At 71.2% G+C, this 18,582-nt stretch carries 15 protein-coding genes; 7 read left to right on the forward strand and 8 right to left on the reverse strand.

Annotation, left to right across the window (positions count from 1 at the left end; translation table 11 throughout):
- Nucleotides 1–109: 109 nt before the first annotated feature.
- Nucleotides 110–2,233 (reverse strand): glycogen debranching protein GlgX, encoded by a 2,124-nt coding sequence (glgX, locus tag ACZ6SQ_RS30110; protein ID WP_469567591.1) that lies wholly within the window; start codon nucleotides 2,231–2,233, stop codon nucleotides 110–112.
- 182 nt (nucleotides 2,234–2,415) lie between these two features.
- Here glgX and ACZ6SQ_RS30115 point away from each other — a divergent pair, with 182 nt between their 5' ends.
- From ACZ6SQ_RS30115 to ACZ6SQ_RS30130, 4 genes are all read left to right on the forward strand, one after another.
- On the forward strand, nucleotides 2,416–3,231 hold the full coding sequence (locus ACZ6SQ_RS30115; RefSeq protein WP_469567593.1) for a Tat pathway signal sequence domain protein: 816 nt from the start codon (nucleotides 2,416–2,418) through the stop codon (nucleotides 3,229–3,231).
- A gap of 126 nt (nucleotides 3,232–3,357) precedes the next feature.
- Nucleotides 3,358–4,665, forward strand: coding sequence for a copper amine oxidase (locus ACZ6SQ_RS30120; RefSeq protein WP_469567595.1), 1,308 nt, complete (start codon nucleotides 3,358–3,360; stop codon nucleotides 4,663–4,665).
- A gap of 103 nt (nucleotides 4,666–4,768) precedes the next feature.
- A complete protein-coding gene (locus ACZ6SQ_RS30125; protein ID WP_469567597.1) occupies nucleotides 4,769–6,016 on the forward strand; it encodes an SAV2148 family HEPN domain-containing protein in 1,248 nt (415 codons plus the stop codon).
- A gap of 103 nt (nucleotides 6,017–6,119) precedes the next feature.
- The gene (locus ACZ6SQ_RS30130) at nucleotides 6,120–6,848 is read left to right on the forward strand and encodes an exonuclease domain-containing protein (RefSeq protein ID WP_469567599.1); all 729 of its coding nucleotides are present in this window, start codon (nucleotides 6,120–6,122) and stop codon (nucleotides 6,846–6,848) included.
- A 223-nt stretch (nucleotides 6,849–7,071) separates the two neighbouring features.
- Here ACZ6SQ_RS30130 and ACZ6SQ_RS30135 read toward each other — a convergent pair whose 3' ends face one another.
- Nucleotides 7,072–7,935, reverse strand: coding sequence for a phosphotransferase enzyme family protein (locus ACZ6SQ_RS30135; RefSeq protein WP_469567602.1), 864 nt, complete (start codon nucleotides 7,933–7,935; stop codon nucleotides 7,072–7,074).
- A gap of 161 nt (nucleotides 7,936–8,096) precedes the next feature.
- Between ACZ6SQ_RS30135 and mgt the strand changes: the two genes are divergently transcribed.
- Entirely contained in the window at nucleotides 8,097–9,293 is a 1,197-nt protein-coding gene (gene mgt, locus ACZ6SQ_RS30140) for a macrolide-inactivating glycosyltransferase (protein ID WP_469567603.1), read from the forward strand.
- A gap of 64 nt (nucleotides 9,294–9,357) precedes the next feature.
- Here the strand turns inward: mgt and ACZ6SQ_RS30145 are convergent, their stop codons facing one another.
- Complete coding sequence (locus ACZ6SQ_RS30145; protein WP_469567604.1) at nucleotides 9,358–11,604, reverse strand: MMPL family transporter; 2,247 nt, start codon at nucleotides 11,602–11,604, stop codon at nucleotides 9,358–9,360.
- 450 nt (nucleotides 11,605–12,054) lie between these two features.
- On the opposite strand from ACZ6SQ_RS30145, the gene ACZ6SQ_RS30150 reads away from it, so the two are divergent.
- Together ACZ6SQ_RS30150 and ACZ6SQ_RS30155 are read left to right on the forward strand one after the other, a co-directional pair.
- The gene (locus ACZ6SQ_RS30150; RefSeq protein ID WP_469567606.1) at nucleotides 12,055–12,603 is read left to right on the forward strand and encodes a DUF1697 domain-containing protein; all 549 of its coding nucleotides are present in this window, start codon (nucleotides 12,055–12,057) and stop codon (nucleotides 12,601–12,603) included.
- 143 nt (nucleotides 12,604–12,746) lie between these two features.
- Nucleotides 12,747–13,364, forward strand: a complete 618-nt coding sequence (locus tag ACZ6SQ_RS30155; protein ID WP_469567608.1) for a mycothiol-dependent nitroreductase Rv2466c family protein — start codon at nucleotides 12,747–12,749, stop codon at nucleotides 13,362–13,364.
- 39 nt (nucleotides 13,365–13,403) lie between these two features.
- Here ACZ6SQ_RS30155 and ACZ6SQ_RS30160 read toward each other — a convergent pair whose 3' ends face one another.
- From ACZ6SQ_RS30160 to ACZ6SQ_RS30180, 5 genes are all read right to left on the reverse strand, one after another.
- On the reverse strand, nucleotides 13,404–14,201 hold the full coding sequence (locus ACZ6SQ_RS30160) for a sirohydrochlorin chelatase (RefSeq protein ID WP_469567610.1): 798 nt from the start codon (nucleotides 14,199–14,201) through the stop codon (nucleotides 13,404–13,406).
- A 6-nt stretch (nucleotides 14,202–14,207) separates the two neighbouring features.
- Nucleotides 14,208–15,107 (reverse strand): ABC transporter permease, encoded by a 900-nt coding sequence (locus ACZ6SQ_RS30165; RefSeq protein ID WP_469567611.1) that lies wholly within the window; start codon nucleotides 15,105–15,107, stop codon nucleotides 14,208–14,210.
- On the reverse strand, nucleotides 15,094–15,879 hold the full coding sequence (locus ACZ6SQ_RS30170; protein ID WP_389321689.1) for an ABC transporter ATP-binding protein: 786 nt from the start codon (nucleotides 15,877–15,879) through the stop codon (nucleotides 15,094–15,096). Before ACZ6SQ_RS30170 ends, ACZ6SQ_RS30165 begins: the two co-directional genes overlap by 14 nt.
- A 36-nt stretch (nucleotides 15,880–15,915) precedes the next feature.
- Nucleotides 15,916–17,022, reverse strand: a complete 1,107-nt coding sequence (locus ACZ6SQ_RS30175; RefSeq protein WP_469567613.1) for an aliphatic sulfonate ABC transporter substrate-binding protein — start codon at nucleotides 17,020–17,022, stop codon at nucleotides 15,916–15,918.
- A 223-nt stretch (nucleotides 17,023–17,245) separates the two neighbouring features.
- Nucleotides 17,246–18,580, reverse strand: coding sequence for a sulfate adenylyltransferase subunit 1 (locus ACZ6SQ_RS30180; protein ID WP_469567614.1), 1,335 nt, complete (start codon nucleotides 18,578–18,580; stop codon nucleotides 17,246–17,248).
- Nucleotides 18,581–18,582 lie beyond the last annotated feature (2 nt).

Raw genomic sequence — 18,582 nt, forward strand, 5'->3', positions numbered from 1 at the left:
GGTGGGCGGTTTCTCTCTTTCCCTTTCCTCCCTTGTCTTGCGTTCCCCCCCCCCCCCCCCCCCCCCCCCCCCCCCCCCCCCCCCCCCAGGCCCCGCCGGCGACCGGCTCCTAGGCCGGCCGCTGCAGCACCGTCAGGCTCCGGTCCGTCAGCCGCAGCCGCTCCCCGGCGGCGACCTTCGGCCCCGTGCCGGGCGGGACGCCGTCCTCCTGGGAGGTGTCCACGACCACCTGCCACTGCCGCCCGTGGTCGACCGGCACGAGGAAGTCCAGCTCCTTGGGGGAGGCGTTGAACATCAGCAGGAAGGAGTCGTCGCCGATGCGCTCCCCGCGCGTGCCGGGCTCGGAGATGGCGTTGCCGTTCAGGAACACCGTCAGCGCCGAGGCCTGGGCGCCGTCCCAGTCGCGCTGGGTCATCTCCCGGCCCTCGGGCGTGAACCAGGCGATGTCCGACAGGTCGTCGTGCGTGCCCTCCACCGGGCGCCCGTGGAAGAAGCGCCGCCGCCGGAAGACCGGGTGGTCCTTGCGCAGCCACACCATCGCGCGCGTGAAGGCGTACAGCGCCGTGCCGTCCTCCGCGTCCCCCGGCTCCGGCCAGCGGACCCAGGCCAGCTCGCTGTCCTGGCAGTAGGCGTTGTTGTTGCCCCGCTGGGTGCGGGCGAACTCGTCGCCGTGGCTGATCATCGGGACGCCCTGGGACAGCATCAGCGTGGCGACGAAGTTGCGCATCTGGCGGGCGCGCAGCCGTGCCACGTCCTCGTCGTCGGTCTCGCCCTCGGCGCCGCAGTTCCAGGAGCGGTTGTGGCTCTCGCCGTCCCGGTTGCCCTCGCCGTTGGCGTCGTTGTGCTTGTGGTTGTACGACACCAGGTCGTGCAGGGTGAACCCGTCGTGGCAGGTGACGAAGTTGATGGAGGCCAGCGGACGGCGCCCGTCGTCCTGGTAGAGGTCGGAGGAGCCGGTCAGCCGGGAGGCGAACTCGGCGAGGGTGCGCGGCTCGCCCCGCCACAGGTCGCGGACGGTGTCGCGGTACTTGCCGTTCCACTCGGTCCACAGCGGCGGGAAGTTCCCCACCTGGTAGCCGCCCTCGCCGACGTCCCACGGCTCGGCGATCAGCTTCACCTGGGACACCACCGGGTCCTGCTGCACCAGGTCGAAGAACGACGACAGCCGGTCCACCTCGTGGAACTGCCGGGCGAGGGTCGCCGCCAGGTCGAAGCGGAACCCGTCGACATGCATCTCGGTGACCCAGTACCGCAGCGAGTCCATGATCAGCTGAAGGACGTGCGGGGACCGCATGAGCAGCGAGTTCCCGGTCCCGGTGGTGTCCATGTAGTGACGCTTGTCGGGGGTGAGCCGGTAGTAGGACGGATTGTCCAGGCCCCGGAAGGACAGGGTGGGGCCCAGGTGGTTGCCCTCGGCGGTGTGGTTGTAGACGACGTCGAGGATGACCTCGATGCCCGCCTCGTGCAGCGCCCGCACGGCCGACTTGAACTCCAGCACCTGCTGCCCGCGGTCGCCCCAGGAGGCGTAGGCGTTGTGCGGGGCGAAGAAACCGATGGTGTTGTAGCCCCAGTAGTTGTTCAGGCCCATGTCGACCAGCCGGTGGTCGTTCACGAACTGGTGTACGGGCATCAGTTCCAGCGCGGTCACCCCGAGCTGGGTCAGATGATCGAGCACCGCCGGGTGCGCCAGGGCGGCGTAGGTGCCGCGCAGCTCCTCCGGAAGGCCCGGATGCCGCATGGTCAGGCCCTTCACATGGGCCTCGTAGATCACCGTGTGGTGGTACTCGGTGCGCGGCCGCCGGTCGTCGCCCCAGTCGAAGTACGGGTTGACCACCACGGACGCCATGGAGTGCGGGGCCGAGTCCAGGTCGTTGCGCCGTTCGGGCGCGTCGAAGTGGTAGCCGTACACCTCCTCGCCCCATCGGACCGCGCCGCCGATCGCCTTCGCGTACGGGTCGAGCAGCAGCTTCGCCGAGTTGCAGCGCAGCCCGCGCTCCGGCGCGTACGGGCCGTGGACCCTGAATCCGTACCGCTGTCCCGGCATCACACCCGGCACATACGCGTGCCGGACGAACGCGTCGCTCTCCCGCAGCTCCACCGCCGTCTCCGAGCCGTCGTCGTGCAGCAGACACAGCTCTACTCGGTCCGCGGCCTCCGTGAAGACCGCGAAGTTCGTGCCGGCGCCGTCGTACGTGGCGCCGAGGGGATACGCCTCTCCAGGCCAGACCTGCATGGAAACGACTCTTCCAGGTGTGCGGTGCCCCCGGGGGTGCCTTGCCCTTCGAGTCTCCCCGAAAGTGATGGAACCACCCCTGACTCGCGTCCCTCTTACGGGTCGACCAGTGCATACGACGTATGCCGAACATGTGGGGCGACACGTACTCCCGGGGACTTGACGGGGAGTAGGGGGAAGATGTGCGCACGATAGTGCACCGCCACCTGGGGAAGGTGGTGGCCGGTGCCGCGATCGCCGTGGCCGGGACCGCCGTGATGGTGGGGGTGACCCTGCCGGGCACGGCCGGCGCCGGGGAGAACGGGGGCGCCGCGGGCACCGGTGGCGGCACCGCCGCGGCCGGACAGGCGGCGCCGGGACAGGGCCCGGCCGACACGCCGGGCGTGGTGGAGGAAGCGCCCGCCGAGGGCGAGAAGGGCACGGGCCGCGACCCGCTGACCGACGACGAGGTCGAGCGCGTCGCGAAGCTCGCGGCCGGCCGCCAGATGCTCGGCTCCGCCGAGGACGTCTCGGGGGACCGCGGCCCGCAGCGGCTGGCCGTCGACCTCGCCGAGCCGGAGTCCGGCACGCCGGGCGGGCCGCGCCGCGCCGAGGTGCAGTTCTACGACTACCGCGACGACACCCTGGTGACCCGGACGGTCAACCTCGACACCGGCCAGGTCGAGAAGAGCGCCACCGAGCGCGGGGTGCAGCCGCCGCTGAGCCGCGACGAGTACGCCGAGGCGGCCCGGCTGCTGATCGCCGACCCGCTCGGGGCCGGCCTGAAGGCCGACTTCAAGGACGCCACCGGCAAGGAGCTGACCACTCCTGACCAGCTGTGGCTCAACGGAGCGGTGTACCGGGCGGCCCCGGGGGCCCAGCCCGCCCTCCTCGACAGCTGCGGCGAGCACCGCTGCGTCCGGCTGTTCCCGAAGGTGAAGAACGGCCCGTGGATCGACGCCCGGTCGTTCGTGATCGACCTGAGCGCCCGCAAGGTCGGCAGGCTCGATCTCGGCTGAGCCGTCGTCGGCCCTTCTTCACCCGGCCGGCGCACCGTGCCGCCGGCCCCTTCTCCACCGTGCCGGCGCATTCGTGCCGTCGGCCTTCGACTCACTGGCACTTCTCGCAAGGAGCCGTTCCCTCTCATGCGCGCGAACCGAATCCGTCATGCCCGCCGGGCCGCCGTGGGCCTGTCCGTGGCCGCACTGGCCGCCGGCGCGACGACCGCGGCCGGCCCGGCCACCGCCCAGCCGCAGGCCGCGCCCGCACCGGCCGCCGACTGCAGCGCCGCCTACCGCATCCAGCAGAAGCTCACCAGCGGCACCACCTGGCGCATGTGCTGGCGCTATGACAGCAAGGCCGGGCTCGTCCTGGAGAAGATCTCCTACCAGCCCAAGGGTGAGACCAAGCCCATCAGGGTGCTCAACAGCGCCCGCCTCGGCCAGATCCACGTCCCCTACGACGACGGCAGCGTCGAGTACGACGACCTCACCGGCTTCGGCTTCGCCCAGGGCCTGGTCAACCTCGCGCCCGGCGAATGCCCCGGCGGCACCATCAAGACCGTCAAGGTGCCCGACGCCTGGCAGGACCCGAACGTCAAGGGCCTGTGCACCACGACCCGTTCGCGCGGCCACGCCTACCGCATGCAGGGCGACACGGCCAACAAGGTCTACCAGGCCCAGGGCAAGGACCTGCTCGTCTACACCGTCAACCAGGTCGGCTGGTACGAGTACATGACGGAGTGGCGCTTCCAGGACGACGGCACCGTCACCATGAACGTCGGCGCGACCGGCAGCCTTTCCTACGAGGACTACGACGCCGGTGACGGCCGCGGCTGGCCGATCGGCAACGGCGAGCAGGCCAAGGCCACCAGCCACAGCCACAACGTCTTCTGGCGGCTCGACTTCGCCCTCGACGGCTCCACCAAGAACACCGTCGAGCAGTACGACTCCACCGTCTCCGCGCCCGTCGCGGGCAACCGCGCCCCGACCACGAAGACCACTCGCACCAAGGTCACCAAGGAACTCGCCGGCGACGCGAAGAACTACCGCTGGTGGCGGATGGTCAGCGCGACCGGCAAGAACAAGGACAAGCACCCCAGGTCCTACGAGATCGTGCCCGGCTCCACCACCAAGTACCCGGGCCGCAGTTACACCAAGCACGACCTGTACGTCACCCAGTACAACGCGTGCGAGAAGTTCGCCAGCCACAACCCCGGCTGCCCCGGCACCACTTCGAAGTCCGTCGACAAGTGGGTGAACGGCCAGGCCCTCACCCACCCCGTGGTCTGGATGAACGTGGGCTTCCACCACATCGCCCGCGACGAGGACCAGCAGCCGATGCCGATCCACTGGCAGGGCTTCTCCGTAGTCCCTCGTGACGTCACGGCTATGAATCCGCTCACTCCGGGTGAGCTCGCGTGGCAGAACGGCCACTGGCGGCCGCGTAGTTGAGAAACTACCCTGCCCATCCGGCTGCACCGCCGACCGCTCGCGGAGTAGGCTTCCTTGATCGTTGGGACGGGGAGAGCTCGGGGGAGCGGAAGGCGGTAAGCGGGTGGGCTCGGGAGGGCTGGAGCTGCCCCCTGGTGACGAGGGTCACGAGGGGGACTCCACAGACGTCCCGCCCGGCACGGTGTCACTGGCCCGTCCCATGGAGACGGGTTCCATCGGGCCGGAGCTGGAGTGGGACGCCGAGGCCTGGCGGGAGGTGCGCACCCGCGCCCAGCGCGCGGGCCGCGCCTACATCTGGCTGAACCTGGTCGAACAGCGGCTGCGCACGGTCGTCGCCGCGGTGCTGCGGCCGATCTACGAACCCGTCCACGGCGACGACTGGGTCGTCGCCGCGGCCGGACCGGCCGGACAGGAATGGGTGCAGCGCGCGGTCGCCGTGCGCGAAGTCAGCCGCCGCAAGGGCTACTTGCTCGACCCGGCCGACGACAATGTGCTCAGTTTCCTCACCCTGCCCCAGCTGCGCGAATTGATGGTGCAGCACTGGCCCTGCTTCGAGCCGTACGTCGACGACCGCCGCGACGTCGAACTCGCCCTGGACGAGCTGGAAGTGACGCGCAACGTCGTCTCGCGCAACCGGGCCCTGTCCGAGGCGGTGCTCAACCAGGCCGAACGGGCCTCCGCGCGGCTGCTGGAGACGCTCGGCGCGGGCGGCGACGTGCCCTCCGCACGGCGGCTGCCCGTCGACGCCGTGGAGGACCTCGTCGGTGACCGGTACGCGGACGTGGTCGCGGTGCACTCCGACCGGGTGCGGTTGCTGCGCCAGTTCCCCGCCGAGGACATCTTCGGCGGCGCCCGCCGCCTGGACGCCTTCGGTATCGGCCTCAATCTGCTTGTGCAGAACTTCTCCGGGCGCCGGCTGGTGCGGCTGGCCGAGGCCGGCTGCCGGGCGCGGCTGCTGTTCCTCAACCCGGCCTCCAGCGCCGTCAAGCGGCGCGAGCGCGAGCTGGGCATCAAGCGGGGCGAGCTGTCCCGGGCCGTGGAGATGAACATCCTGCACATGCGCCGGGTGCGTTCCCGGCTGCGCGACCCCGGCGCCTTCGAGATCCAGGTGTACGACGAGACGCCCCGCTTCACCGCGTACCTGGTGGACGGCGACGGCTCCGACGGCATAGCGGTCGTCCAGTCCTATCTGCGTCGCTCGCGGGGCATGGAGGCACCGGTGCTGGTGCTGCGGGCCGGCAGCCGGGTCGTGAAGCCCGGGGAACCGTACGGGGCGGACGAGGCCGGACTGTTCCCGACGTACCGGGAGGAGTTCGAGACGGCCTGGGCGGATTCACGCCCTGTGTCGTGAACCGTCCCGTCGGGCCGAGCGGAACGCCGCCCTCTCGTTGTCAGTGGTCCGTGCGAAGGTGGGGACCACTGGGGGAGAGCACCACCAAGAAGGGGGACCGCCCATGGGCTGGCACCGTGAGCTGCTGATCGGATTCGACCTGGAGACGACCGGGACGGACCCGCGCGAGGCGCGTATCGTCACGGGCGCGGTGATAGAGGTCAGGGGCGGACAGGTGCTGGGCCGCCGCGAGTGGCTGGCCGATCCCGGCGTGGAGATCCCGGCGGACGCGGTCGCGGTGCACGGCATCAGCAACGAGCGCGCGGCGGCCGAGGGCCGTCCCGCCGACCAGGTGGCCGACGCCATGGCGGACGTCCTGGCCACGTACTGGAAGACGGGCGTACCGGTCGTCGCCTACAACGCCACGTTCGATCTCACCCTGCTCTCCGCGGAGCTGCACCGGTACGGCCTGCCGTCCCTGCGCGACCGCCTCGCCGGTGTCGATCCCGCCCCGGTCATCGACCCGTACACCATCGACCGCTGGGCCGACCGCTACCGCCGCGGCAAGCGCAACCTCGAAGCGGTCTGCGCCGAGTACGGGGTGCCGCTCGACTCCGCGCACAACGCCTCCGCCGATGCGGTGGCCGCGGCGCGGCTCGCCTGCGCGATAGCGGAGCGCCATGCCAAGATCGGCTCCCTCGGGCCGGTGGAGCTGCATCGGCGCCAGATCGAGTGGTACGCGGAGTGGGCGGCGGACTTTCAGGCGTTTCTGCGCCGCAAGGGGGATGCGGAGGCCGTGGTCGAGTCCACGTGGCCCCTCCGGGGGGTGGCGTCAGGGGTTCGGGCGGGGTAGCGCGGCTTGTTCGGGTGCGGCTGCGTGGGGGGTTTGCGCAGTTCCCCGCGCCCCTTTTACGGGGTTGGTGTCGGCGCTGCTCGGGTGGTCCTGGCCGTGTGAGGCCTGGTCGCGCCCGCGCGGCGGAGCCGCATGCCGAATCGGCCCCGCGCCCCTCTGATGTGGGCGGTGCCGACGTGCGAGGTCCGGTCGCGCAGGCGCGGCGGAGCCGGATGTCGGCTTCTCAGAAGGGGTACCAGCGCACGCTTTCGTCGCCGTCTCGTAGTGAGGCCACCCGGCGTTCGAACTCGGTCCGGGCCCGGGGGCTGGCCGGGGCGTGCTGGGCGACCCAGGCGCAGCTCGCCGTCTCCCGGGCGCCGCGCAGGACACCGCAGCCCTCCCACGCGCGGACGTCCCAGCCGTACGCGGAGGTGAAGGAGTCGTAGGCCTCGGGCGGCAGCCCGTAGCGGTCGCGGGACAGGGCCATGACGACCAGGTCGTGCTCGCGGAAGTCGGAGGCGAAGGTCTCCAGGTCGACCAGCACGGGCCCCTCGGGCCCGACGTGGACGTTGCGCGGCAGGGCGTCGCCGTGGATCGGGCCGGGTGCCAGCCGTGGTGTGAGCGCGGCGGCGGCCGCCGCGAAGCCGTCGCGGCGCTCGCGCAGATACGCGGCGTCCGCCGGGTCGATCGCGTCCCCGGCCAGCCGCAGCCAGCGCTCCACCCCGCCCAGCAGGTCACGCGGCGGCAGCGTGAAGGAGGGGGCCGGCAGCCGGTGCACCACGCGCAGGAGCGCGGCCAGGTCGCGGGGCCCGGCGGGCCGGACCGGGTCCGGGAGGCGGTGCCAGAGAGTCACCGGGTGTCCCTCGACCAGCCGCGCCGCGCCGGAGGCGGCCCGTACGGCAGGTACGTCGGCCTCCGCCAGCCAGGTGGCGACGGCCAGCTCCCGCCGCGCCCGGTCCAGCAGTTCGGCGTCACGGCCCACCTTGACGACGAGGTCACCGCAGGCGAACACGGCGTTCTCGCCGAGGGCGAGCAGCCGCGCCGGTGCGGCCGTCCCCGGGAGCACCCGCGCCGCGGCCAGTATCTGCCGCGCCCGTGCCTCGTCCATCCCTACGCCTCCGTGCCGTCTCGCCGCGTGCTGTCAGGGCCGTGTGAACCAGTCTCGCATCCGCCGTGATCACGCCGGGGCCGCGCTCGCACGGTGCCATACGAGACGTCTCGTCTCTTACCTATTGCACGAGACGTATCGTCTCGCTTAGGCTGCTTCCCATGACGACGAAGCCCGCACACATCGCCATGTTCTCCATCGCCGCCCATGGCCATGTGAACCCCAGCCTCGAGGTGATCCGCGAGCTCGTCGCCCGTGGACACCGGGTGACCTACGCGATCCCGCCGCTCTTCGCGGAGAAGGTCGCGGCGACCGGCGCCGAGGTGAAGCCGTGGACGTCCACACTGCCCACTCCCGACGACGACCCGGCGGTATGGGGGACCACGCTGCTGGACAACGTGGAGCCGTTCCTCGCCGACGCCGTCCAGGCGCTGCCGCAGCTGATCGAGGCGTACGAGGGCGACGAGCCCGACCTCGTGCTGCACGACATCACCTCCTATCCGGCCCGGGTCCTCGCCCACCGCTGGGGCGTACCGGCGATCTCCCTGTCCCCGAACCTGGTGGCCTGGGAGGGCTACGAGCAGGAGGTCGCCGAGCCGATGTGGGAGGAGCCGCGCAGGACCGAGCGGGGCCGCGCCTACTACGCCCGGTTCGAGGCCTGGCTCAAGGAGAACGGGATGGACAGGCATCCCGACCCCTTCGTCGGCCGGCCCGACCGTTCCCTGGTGCTGATCCCCAAGGCGCTCCAGCCGAACGCCGACCGGGTCGACGAGAAGGTGTACACGTTCGTCGGCGCCTGCCAGGGCGACCGCTCGCAGGAGGGGGAGTGGCGGCGGCCCGCCGGCGCCGACCGGGTCGCCCTGGTCTCGCTCGGCTCGGCCTTCACCAGGCAGCCGGCCTTCTACCGCGAGTGCGTCCGGGCCTTCGCGGACCTGCCCGGCTGGCACCTGGTGCTCCAGATCGGAGCGAACGTCGACCCGGCCGAGCTGGGGGAGATCCCCGGCAATGTGGAAGTCCACTCCTGGGTGCCGCAGTTGGCGATCCTCAGGCAGGCCGACCTGTTCGTCACGCACGCCGGGGCGGGCGGCAGTCAGGAGGGGCTGGCGACGGCCACACCGATGATCGCCGTGCCGCAGGCGGTCGACCAGTTCGGGAACGCCGACATGCTCCAGGCCCTCGGCGTGGCACGCCGGTTGCCGACGGAGGAGGCCACCGCCGAGAACCTCCGCGCGACCGCGCTCGCCCTGGTCGACGACCCCGAGGTCGCCGAACGGCTGGCGCGGATCCGGGCGGACATGGCCCAGGAGGGCGGCACCCGGCGGGCCGCCGACCTCATCGAGGCCGAGCTGCCCGGCTGACGGCGAACGGGCAGGGCCCGCCGGCTCCGGTGGAGACCGACGGGCCCTGCCCTGTGGTGCGCTGTCAGACCTTGACGGGCTCGGGCCCGCGGACGTCCTGCTCGGAGGGTGCGTCGCCCGGCAGCTCGTCGTGCGAGAGGTCGGGGAGCCGGTTCATCCACCTGGGCAGGTACCAGTTGCGCTCGCCGAGCAGCGCCATGACCGCCGGGAGCAGCACACCGCGGATGATCGTCGCGTCGATCAGGACCGCTGCCGCGAGGCCGACGCCCATCTGCTTCATCGACTGCATGGACAGCGTGCCGAAGATCCCGAACACGGCGACCATGATGACCGCGGCGCTGGTGACGACGCCGGCCGTGGTGACCACGCCGTGCGCGATCGCCTCGTTGGTGGTGCGCCCGCGCAGCCGGGCCTCACGGATCCGGGAGACCACGAACACGTGGTAGTCCATCGACAGGCCGAACAGGATCACGAAGAGGAACAGCGGCAGCCAGCTGACGATCGCGCCGACGCCCTCCGCGCCCACCAGCGAGGCCCCCCAGCCGTGCTGGAAGACGGCCACCAGGATGCCGTAGGCGGCGCCCACCGAGAGCAGGTTGAGCACGATCGAGGTGATCGCGACCGTCAGCGAGCGGAAGGACAGCAGCATCAGCAGGAAGGCGAAGAGCACCACGAAGACGAAGACCGGGACGACCGCGCCGACCAGCTGGTCGTTGAAGTCGTTGGAGCCGGCGACCTGTCCGGTGATCGGCGCCTGGACGCCGTCGACCTTGCCCAGCGTCGCGGGCCGCACCTCGTCGCGCAGCTTGTCCAGGCTCTCGCCCGCCTTGTCCAGGTCGGAGCCGCCCACCAGCGGGACGTAGACGAACGCGATGTTCTGCGCGTCGTGCAGCTTGATCTCGACCGGGCCGCGGGAGGCGCCCGAACTGACCGCCTGCGCACGGAAGTCGGCGAGGGCCGCCTTCACCTCGGGCGCGTTGATGTCGTCGGCCCTGACCACGACCTCGGCCGGGTCGGAGCCGCCGGGGAAGGCGTCGTTGACGCGGGTGTACGTCTGGACGATGGGCAGCGAGTCGCCGAACTCCTGGTCCAGGGTGAGGTTCTGGGTCTTCATGCCGACCGCGGGGGCGGCGACGGCCAGCAGCGCGCCGGTCGCGACCACCACCGAGACGACCGGCTTGGCGAGCACGCCCTTGAGCACGGCGGTCCAGAAACGGCTCTCGGTGTTCCCGTCGGCCTGCTTGCGGCGCAGGAAGGGGATACGGCCCTTCTCCACCCGCTCGCCCAGCAGCGACAGCACCGCGGGCAGCACGGTGACCGAGCCGACCATGGCGACCGCCACGGCCATCAGCGAGGCCAGGCCCATCGCCTCGAACTCGGCGAGCCCGGTGAAGAGCATGCCCGCCATCGCCACACACACCGTCACACCGGAGACCACGATGGCCCGGCCGCTGGTCGCGGCGGCGATCGCCAGCGCGGTCTGCGGGTCCCGGCCGGCCGCGCGCTCCTCGCGCTCCCGGCGCAGATAGAACAGGCAGTAGTCGACGCCGACCGCCATGCCGACCAGCAGCATGACGGAGCTCGCGCTCTCGCCCATCGGCTGGACATGGCTCGCGATGCCCATCAGGCCCATCGTCGCCATGATCGCGGTGACCGCCAGCAGCACCGGCAGCAGGGCCGCCACCAGGGCGCCGAAGGCGATGAGCAGAATGCCGAGGGCCACGGGCACCGCGGAGTACTCGGCCTGCTTGAAGTCGTCGCCGAACGCGTCGTCGAACGTCTTCATCATGCTGGCGCCGCCGATCTCCTCGATCCGCAGCGACGAGTTGTCCCGCTGGACCTTCTCGACGGCGTTCAGCACCGGCTCCACGCGCTCGCCGGCGGTGTCCGAGGCGCCGCGCATGTCGAACTGCACCAGCGCGCTGCGGCCGTCCTCGGAGATCGTCTTCGTGTCGTACGGCGAGCGGACGTCGGTGACCTCGCCGGTGGCGTCGACGGCCTTCATGACCGCGTCGACCGCGGCGCGGAACTCGCTGTCGGTGGCCTTGACCGAGCCGTTCTTCGACTGGATCAGGACCGTCTCGCCGGCGGGCTCCTCGATGCCGGCGTCCTCGACGATCTTCGCGGCGGTGTGCGTCTCGCCCTTGAGCTGGTCGCTCTCCTTGACCTCGACCATGCCGGCGGCCGAGCCGAGCCCCATGGCCAGCACGACGAACAGCACCCAGATGCCCACGGCAGCCCATCGGTGGCGGGCGCTCCAGCCGCCGGCCCGCGCGGCGAAGCCGCGCACTCTCGTCTGTCCCTTTGCCATGACGGGCTGCCCCCTTGTGAGTGGTGACAGCCCCCTGCCGTCACCGTTCGATTCGAAGGTATGGGAGGGATAAACGCTTCTCCTCGTGCTGCCCGGTGAAAACCGACGGACCGGGTTCATCCCCTCGGAGGCCCGATCTCTCCCCTTCACGGCGGAGGTTGCCCCTTACATCTGTTCGAACGCCTCGGGGGAGGCGATCAGGGTGCAGTCATCCGGTTTGTGATTACGAAACCTTGTTGAACAAGTCACAAGTGCGTGTAGGTGTTGATCCGCGCGCACGCATCCGCCAGAGTTTCGCGAGGCCTCCCCGGGCCCGCGAGCAGGGGAGACACCTCGACGCGGCCCCCGTGCCCGCCCCCACGGGGCACGGCGGCCGCCGAGGCCCCCCACAGTGGCCGCCGAGCCCCCGCAACCCCGCCATTCGCCCCGCCACCCGCCTAGGGTGTGTCCATGACGACGTATGCGGCACTGCTGCGCGGGATCAACGTGTGTGGCAGCAGGAAGGTTCCGATGGCCGAACTGCGCACGCTGATGGAGGGCCTCGGGTACGACGGCGTGCGGACCTATCTCCAGAGCGGCCAGGCCGTGTTCAGCACCGGCGAGGGCGACGAGGACAGCCTCGCGGCCGAACTGGCCGCCGCGATCGAGAAGCACTTCGGGTTCGGCGTCGACGTGATCGTCCGCGACCACGCCTACCTCAGGGCCGTCGCCGACGACTGCCCCTTCCCGGCCGCCGAACTGGAGCCCAAACAGCTCCACGTCACCTACTTCTCCGCCCCCGTCACCGAGGAACGCTTCGCCGAACTCGACCGCGCCGCCCGCCTTCCCGAGGAGTTCCGACTCGGCGACCGCGCCCTCTACCTGTACGCGCCGGACGGCCTCGGTCGCTCCAAGCTCGCCGGCGACCTCGCCAAGCCCCGGCTGAACAAGGGGCTCGTCGCCACCAGCCGCAACTGGAACACCGTCCTGAAACTGGTGGAGCTGACCGAGGAGGTCTGACCGAGGGCCCTTCTGACGGATCTCGCGGCGCGAAGGGACAGGTGGCTCCGCCGCAGGAGTGTGCCCGCCGGACCGAGTGGCCCATGCGGACAGCGCCGGATTGGACCAGATCCCTGCGCCAATCGGCTCGTAGGGTCGAGGTCATGACCGATGGATCACCCACCCGGGTCGACTTCTGGTTCGACCCCGCCTGCCCCTTCGCCTGGATCACCTCCCGCTGGCTGCTGGAGGTCGAGCGCGAGCGCGCCCTCGACCTCCGCTTCCACGCGATGAGCCTCTACCTGCACAACGCCGGCAACGAACTCCCCGGCTGGTACCGGGAACTGGTCGACAAGTCGATCGGCCCGGTGCGGGTCGCGGTGGCCGCGGCCGACCGGCACGGGGAGAAGGTGCTGCGCGACCTCTACACCGCGTTCGGCACGCGCATCCACGAGCGGAAGCAGACCGACTTCGACGCCGTGGTCACCGAGTCCCTCGCCGAACTCGGCCTCGACCGGCACCTGGCCGCCGCCGCGCACGACCCGTCGTACGACGAGGCGGTGCGCCGCAGCCACGAGGCGGGCGCCGAACCGGACACGGGCGGCTACGTCGGCACGCCCACCCTGCACGTCGACGGCACGGTGTGGTTCGGGCCGGTGCTGCGGGCGATCCCGCGCGGCACCCGGGCCGCGGAACTCTTCGACAGCTTCCGGGTGCTGGCGGGCGAGAGCGACTTCTTCGAGCTCAAACGCACCCGAACGGGCGGCCTGTCCTTCGACTGAGACGGCCGGGCCCGTCGGTGACCGCGCCGCGCGGCACGGTCAGGCGGTTCGCCGCAGCAGGGCCCCGAGGGCCCCGAGGGCCCCGAGGGCGCTGTCCGGCACCGGCCGGTCCAGGCCGAAGCCGCGGGCCGCACCGTCGTAGCGCTCCAGCAGCAGGCGCGCCACCTCCGGCGCCGGGCCCAGCACCTCGGCCAGGACGTCCGCCCCGGCCGCGCCCCGCGCGATCCGGTCCGGCAGGAAGCCCGGGGCGAGCACGTACGGCGCCACCGCCACCCGCTCGCAGCCCAGCTCCCGAAGCTCACGCACCGCGTCCTCGGTGCGCGGGAGGGACGCGGAGGCGAACGCGGGCCGCACGGCGCACCAACCGGTGTGCCGCCACTCCCGCGCGATTGCTGCGATCACCGCGATCGCCTCCGGGTCGGTGGACCCCGCCGAGGCCAGCACGACCCCGGTCGAGGACTTGTCGGCGGGCGTCAGGCCCGCGTCGTACAGCCGCCGCTCTAGGGCGGACAGCAGCAGCGGGCTCGGGCCCAGGACGTCCGCCTGCCGGACCCGCAGTCCACGCGGCGCCTCCCGCAGGACCGCCGGGATGTCGGCCTTCGCGTGGAAGGCGCGGGTCAGCAGCAGCGGCAGGGCGACCACGTCCCGCACGCCCTCCGCCGCGAGGGACTCCAGCACGCCCTGCACGGAGGGGATGTTGAAGTCCAGGAAGCCGGTCTCCACGCGCAGCCCCGGCCGCAGCGACCGCACCCGCTCCACGAGGGTGTGCACGGTCGCGGCGTGCCGGGCGTCACGGCTGCCGTGGGCGACGACGAGGAGAACCGGCTGCTGGGTCATGGTGGTTCAGCCCTTCACCAGCAGGCCGCGGCTGCGCAGCACCGCCCGCTCCAGCGGGCTGAAGATCAGCAGGTCGATGGCGATACCGACGATCAGGATCAGCAGGATCGCCAGGAACACCATCGGCATGGAGCTGGCGTTGCGGCCGTTCTCCAGCAACTGCCCGAGACCCACGCCCAGATCGGGCGAGGAGGCGATGATCTCCGCGGCCATCAGCGAGCGCCAGGAGAACGCCCAGCCCTGCTTCAGACCCGCCAGGTAACCGGGCAGCGCGGCCGGCATCACGACGTAGCGCGCGCCCTTCAGCCCGGTCGCGCCCATGGTGCGGCCCGCCCGCAGGAACAGCGGCGGCACCTGGTCGATGCCGGACACCAGACCGTTGGCGATGGACGGCACCGCGCCGAGCAGGATGACCGCGTACATCATCGAGTTGTTCAGGCCCAGCCACAGCACGGCCGGCGGCACCCAGGCCACCGACGGCAGGGACTGGAGCCCGGACAGGATCGGCCCGATCGCCGCGCGGACGAACTTCACCCGGGCCACCAGCAGACCCAGCGGCGTGCCGATCAGCAGGGCCAGCAGGAAGCCCAGCAGACCGCGCGAGACGCTGGTCCAGATGTACTCGAGGAGTGTGCCCTTCAGCCACGCGTCCTCGACCTCGCCCCACACCTCGCCGGGCGAGGGCAGCTTGGTCGGGTCGTCGACGATCTTCAGGGAGACCAGGGCCTGCCAGACGACCACGACCAGCGCGACCGCCACGATCGGCGGAAGGATCTTGTCGACGAAGGTCCTGCGGAACGGCGTCCGGGTGACCGCCCGGGACTCCAGGGCGTCCAGGCCGGCCTCCAGACCGCCCAGCTCGGCGCCGCCCTTGACGGAGGCCTCCGTCGTCTCAGTGCTTGCCATGACGGCGGATCTCCCCACGCAGTACTTCGGTGATCTCCAGGGACAGTTCGGCCACCGGGGCGTCCTCGATGCGCCGCGGCTGCGGGATGTCCACCCGCCACTCGCGGGCGATCCGCCCCGGCTTCGAGGACAGCAGCACCACGCGCTGCGCCAGCCGTACCGCCTCACGGACGTTGTGCGTCACGAACAGCACGGACAGGCCCGTCTCGGCCCAGATCCGGGTCAGTTCGTCGTGCAGCACGTCCCGGGTGATGGCGTCGAGCGCGGCGAACGGCTCGTCCATCAGCAGCAGCCGGCTGTCCTGCGCCAGTGCACGCGCCAGCGCCACGCGCTGACGCATACCGCCGGACAGTTCGTGCACCCGCTTGCCGAACGCGCCCTGGAGCCGGACGAGTTCGAGCAGCTCCTCGGCGCGGCCGCGCCGCTCCGCCTTGGGAACCCCCCTGAGCTTCAGGGCGAGTTCTATGTTCTTGCCCGCGGTCAGCCACGGGAACAGGGCGTGCTCCTGGAACATCAGAGCCGGTCGCCCGTCGGTGGTGATCTGCCCGGCGGACGGGGCGTCGAGCCCCGCCACCAGGTTCAGCAGTGTGGACTTGCCGCAGCCCGAGGCCCCCAGGAGGGTGACGAACTCGCCCGGCGCGACATCGAGGCTGATGTCGTCGAGGACGAGCTGGTCACCGGCGGGGCCGGCGAAGGACTTCGAGACGTGCGCGAGACGTGCGGCGTGCTCGACCGACTCAGCGGCCTCGGCCTTGGCGATCGCGGTGGCCATGGTCGTCACCTCCTGGGAACGAAGGGGTCAGCGGGCTTACTTGGTGCCGAGTCCGGCGTCGTCGACCGAGCTCTCACCCGCGGCCGCGAGGACCTGGTTGAGCGGCTTGAGGTCGTAGATGCCGTCCAGCAGCGGGTCCTCCAGCAGACCGGCCTTCACCGCGTGCTGCGCCTCGGTGTTGAGGGTGGCCGCCAGCGGGTCGTCGGTGAACTGGATGGACTTCCACGCCGGGTCCAGGACCTCCGGCTTGAGCTCCTTGCCGGAGTCGATGCCGAGCTGGGTGTTGGCCGCGGCCTTCGCCTGGTCCGGGTTGGCGTTGATCCACTTGTTGGTGTCGACCGACGCCTTCAGCACGGCCTCGACGGCCTTCGGGTGCTCCTTCAGGAACTTCTGCGACACGATGATGTTCGTGATCACGAACTTCTTGTCCGGCCACAGGTCCGCCTCGTCGAGCAGCACCTTCGCGCCCTCGGCGACCAGCTTGGACGCCGTCGGCTCCGGCACCCAGGCGCCGTCGATCGAGCCGGACTTGTAGGCGTCCGGAGTGACCTTGTTGTCCGTGCGGACCACGGAGATGTCGCCCTTGCCGCTCTCGGCGTCGACCTTCCAGCCCTGCTCCGCGGCCCAGTTGAGCAGCGCCACGTCCTGCGTGTTGCCCAGCTGCGGGGTCGCGATCCGCTTGCCCTTGACGTCCTTGACGGACTTGATCTTGTCCGGGTTGACCACGAGCTTCACGCCGCCGGAGGCCGAGCCGCCGATGATGCGCAGGTTGGTGCCCTTGGACTTGGTGTAGCCGTTGATCGCCGGGGACGGGCCGATCCAGCCGATGTCGATGGAGCCCGAGTTGAGCGCCTCGATCTCCGACGGGCCGGCGTTGAAGACCTGGTACTTGGCCTCCGTGGCGCCGAGCGCCTTCTGGAAGAAGCCCTTCTGCACACCGACCAGCGCGGTGCCGTGGGTCAGGTTGCCGAAGTAGCCGATTCTGACGGAGTCGAGTCCGTCGATCTTCTCGGATCCGGCGGCGACCTTCTGCTGCGAAGGCTTCTCGTCGGCCTCGGAGCCGTAGCCGCAGGCGGCGAGGGTGAGCAGGGGGAGGGCGGTGACGACCGCGAAGGTACGGCGAAGAGCGGATGTGGCAGGCACGGGAGGTGTTCCTCTCGGAGGCCCGGCGGTCACGGTCTCTCAGGTCGTGGCCGGGAAGTCGGCAGGTCTTCGTCTACGGCGGTGGGGGGTGAGGGCGCGCAAGCGGTGCGCGTACGTCAACGCACACATCGCGCCACTCCGCCCTGCCCGCTGCCGACGGCGCCGCTGCCGACGCGGCCGCCCTCCTTGGCGAACGTGGAGTAGTAGTCCGTGGAATTCATGCTCAGAAGTCCCACCCGTCGTCCTCGGCGTGGTCCTTGACCGGCTCCGGGGCCGCGAAGGACTCGCCGACCATGCCCGCGGTGAGCGTGGTGCCGTCGGCCGGGTCGATCAGGATGAACGAACCGGTGCGGCGGGAGTCGGCGTAGGAGTCGACGGGCAGCGGCTCCGCGGTGCGGATCTTCACGCGCCCGATGTCGTTGGCGACGAGCTGCCCCGGGTGCGGGTGCAGGGACAGGTCGTCGAGGGTGAGCCGGGACGGGATGTCCTTGACGATCGCCTTCACCGTGCGCGTGCCGTGCTTGATCAGCACCCGGTGGCCCACGGTCAGCGGCTGGTCGGCGACATGGCAGACCGTGGCCTCCACGTCCTGCGTGGTCGCGGGGGCGTCCTTGGTCGGCACGATCAGGTCGCCGCGCGAGACGTCGATGTCGTCCGCGAGCAGCACCGTCACCGACTGGGTCGTCCACGCCACGCCGACGGACCGGCCCAGCAGGTCGATCCCGGAGATCTTCGTGGTACGGCCGGACGGCAGGACGGTGACGTCCTCGCCGACCCGGAACGAACCGGCGGCGATCTGCCCCGCGTAGCCGCGGTAGTCGGGGTGCTCGGCGGTCTGCGGGCGGATCACGTACTGCACGGGCAGCCGCGCGTGGCAGTGCGCCAGGTCGTGGCTGACCGGCACCGTCTCCAGGTGCTCCAGCACCGTCGGGCCGCCGTACCAGTCCATGTGGGAGGAGGGCTCCACCACGTTGTCGCCCTCCAGCGCCGAGATCGGGATCGCGGTGACCTCGGGGACGCCCAGCTCGGTGGCGTACGCGGTGAACTCCTCGGCGATCTGCGCGAAGACGGCCTCCTGGTAGCTCACCAGGTCCATCTTGTTGACCGCGAGGACGACGTGCGGCACCCGCAGCAGGGCGGCGATCGCGGCGTGCCGGCGGGTCTGCTCCACGACGCCGTTGCGGGCGTCGACGAGGATGACCGTCAGCTCGGCCGTGGAGGCGCCGGTGACCATGTTCCGCGTGTACTGCACATGCCCGGGGGTGTCGGCGAGGATGAACCGGCGCCGGGGCGTGGCGAAGTAGCGGTAGGCCACGTCGATGGTGATGCCCTGCTCGCGCTCGGCGCGCAGGCCGTCGGTGAGCAGCGCGAGGTCGGGCGCCTCCTGGCCGCGGTTGCGCGAGGCGTGCTCCACGGCCTCCAGCTGGTCGGCGAGGACCGACTTGGAGTCGTGCAGCAGCCGGCCCACCAGGGTGGACTTGCCGTCGTCGACGGAGCCGGCGGTGGCGAACCGCAGCAGGGTGGTGGCCGAGAGCTCCTCGGTCGTGGTGGTGCTCATGG

The organism is Streptomyces sp. NPDC048600 (assembly GCF_055587025.1).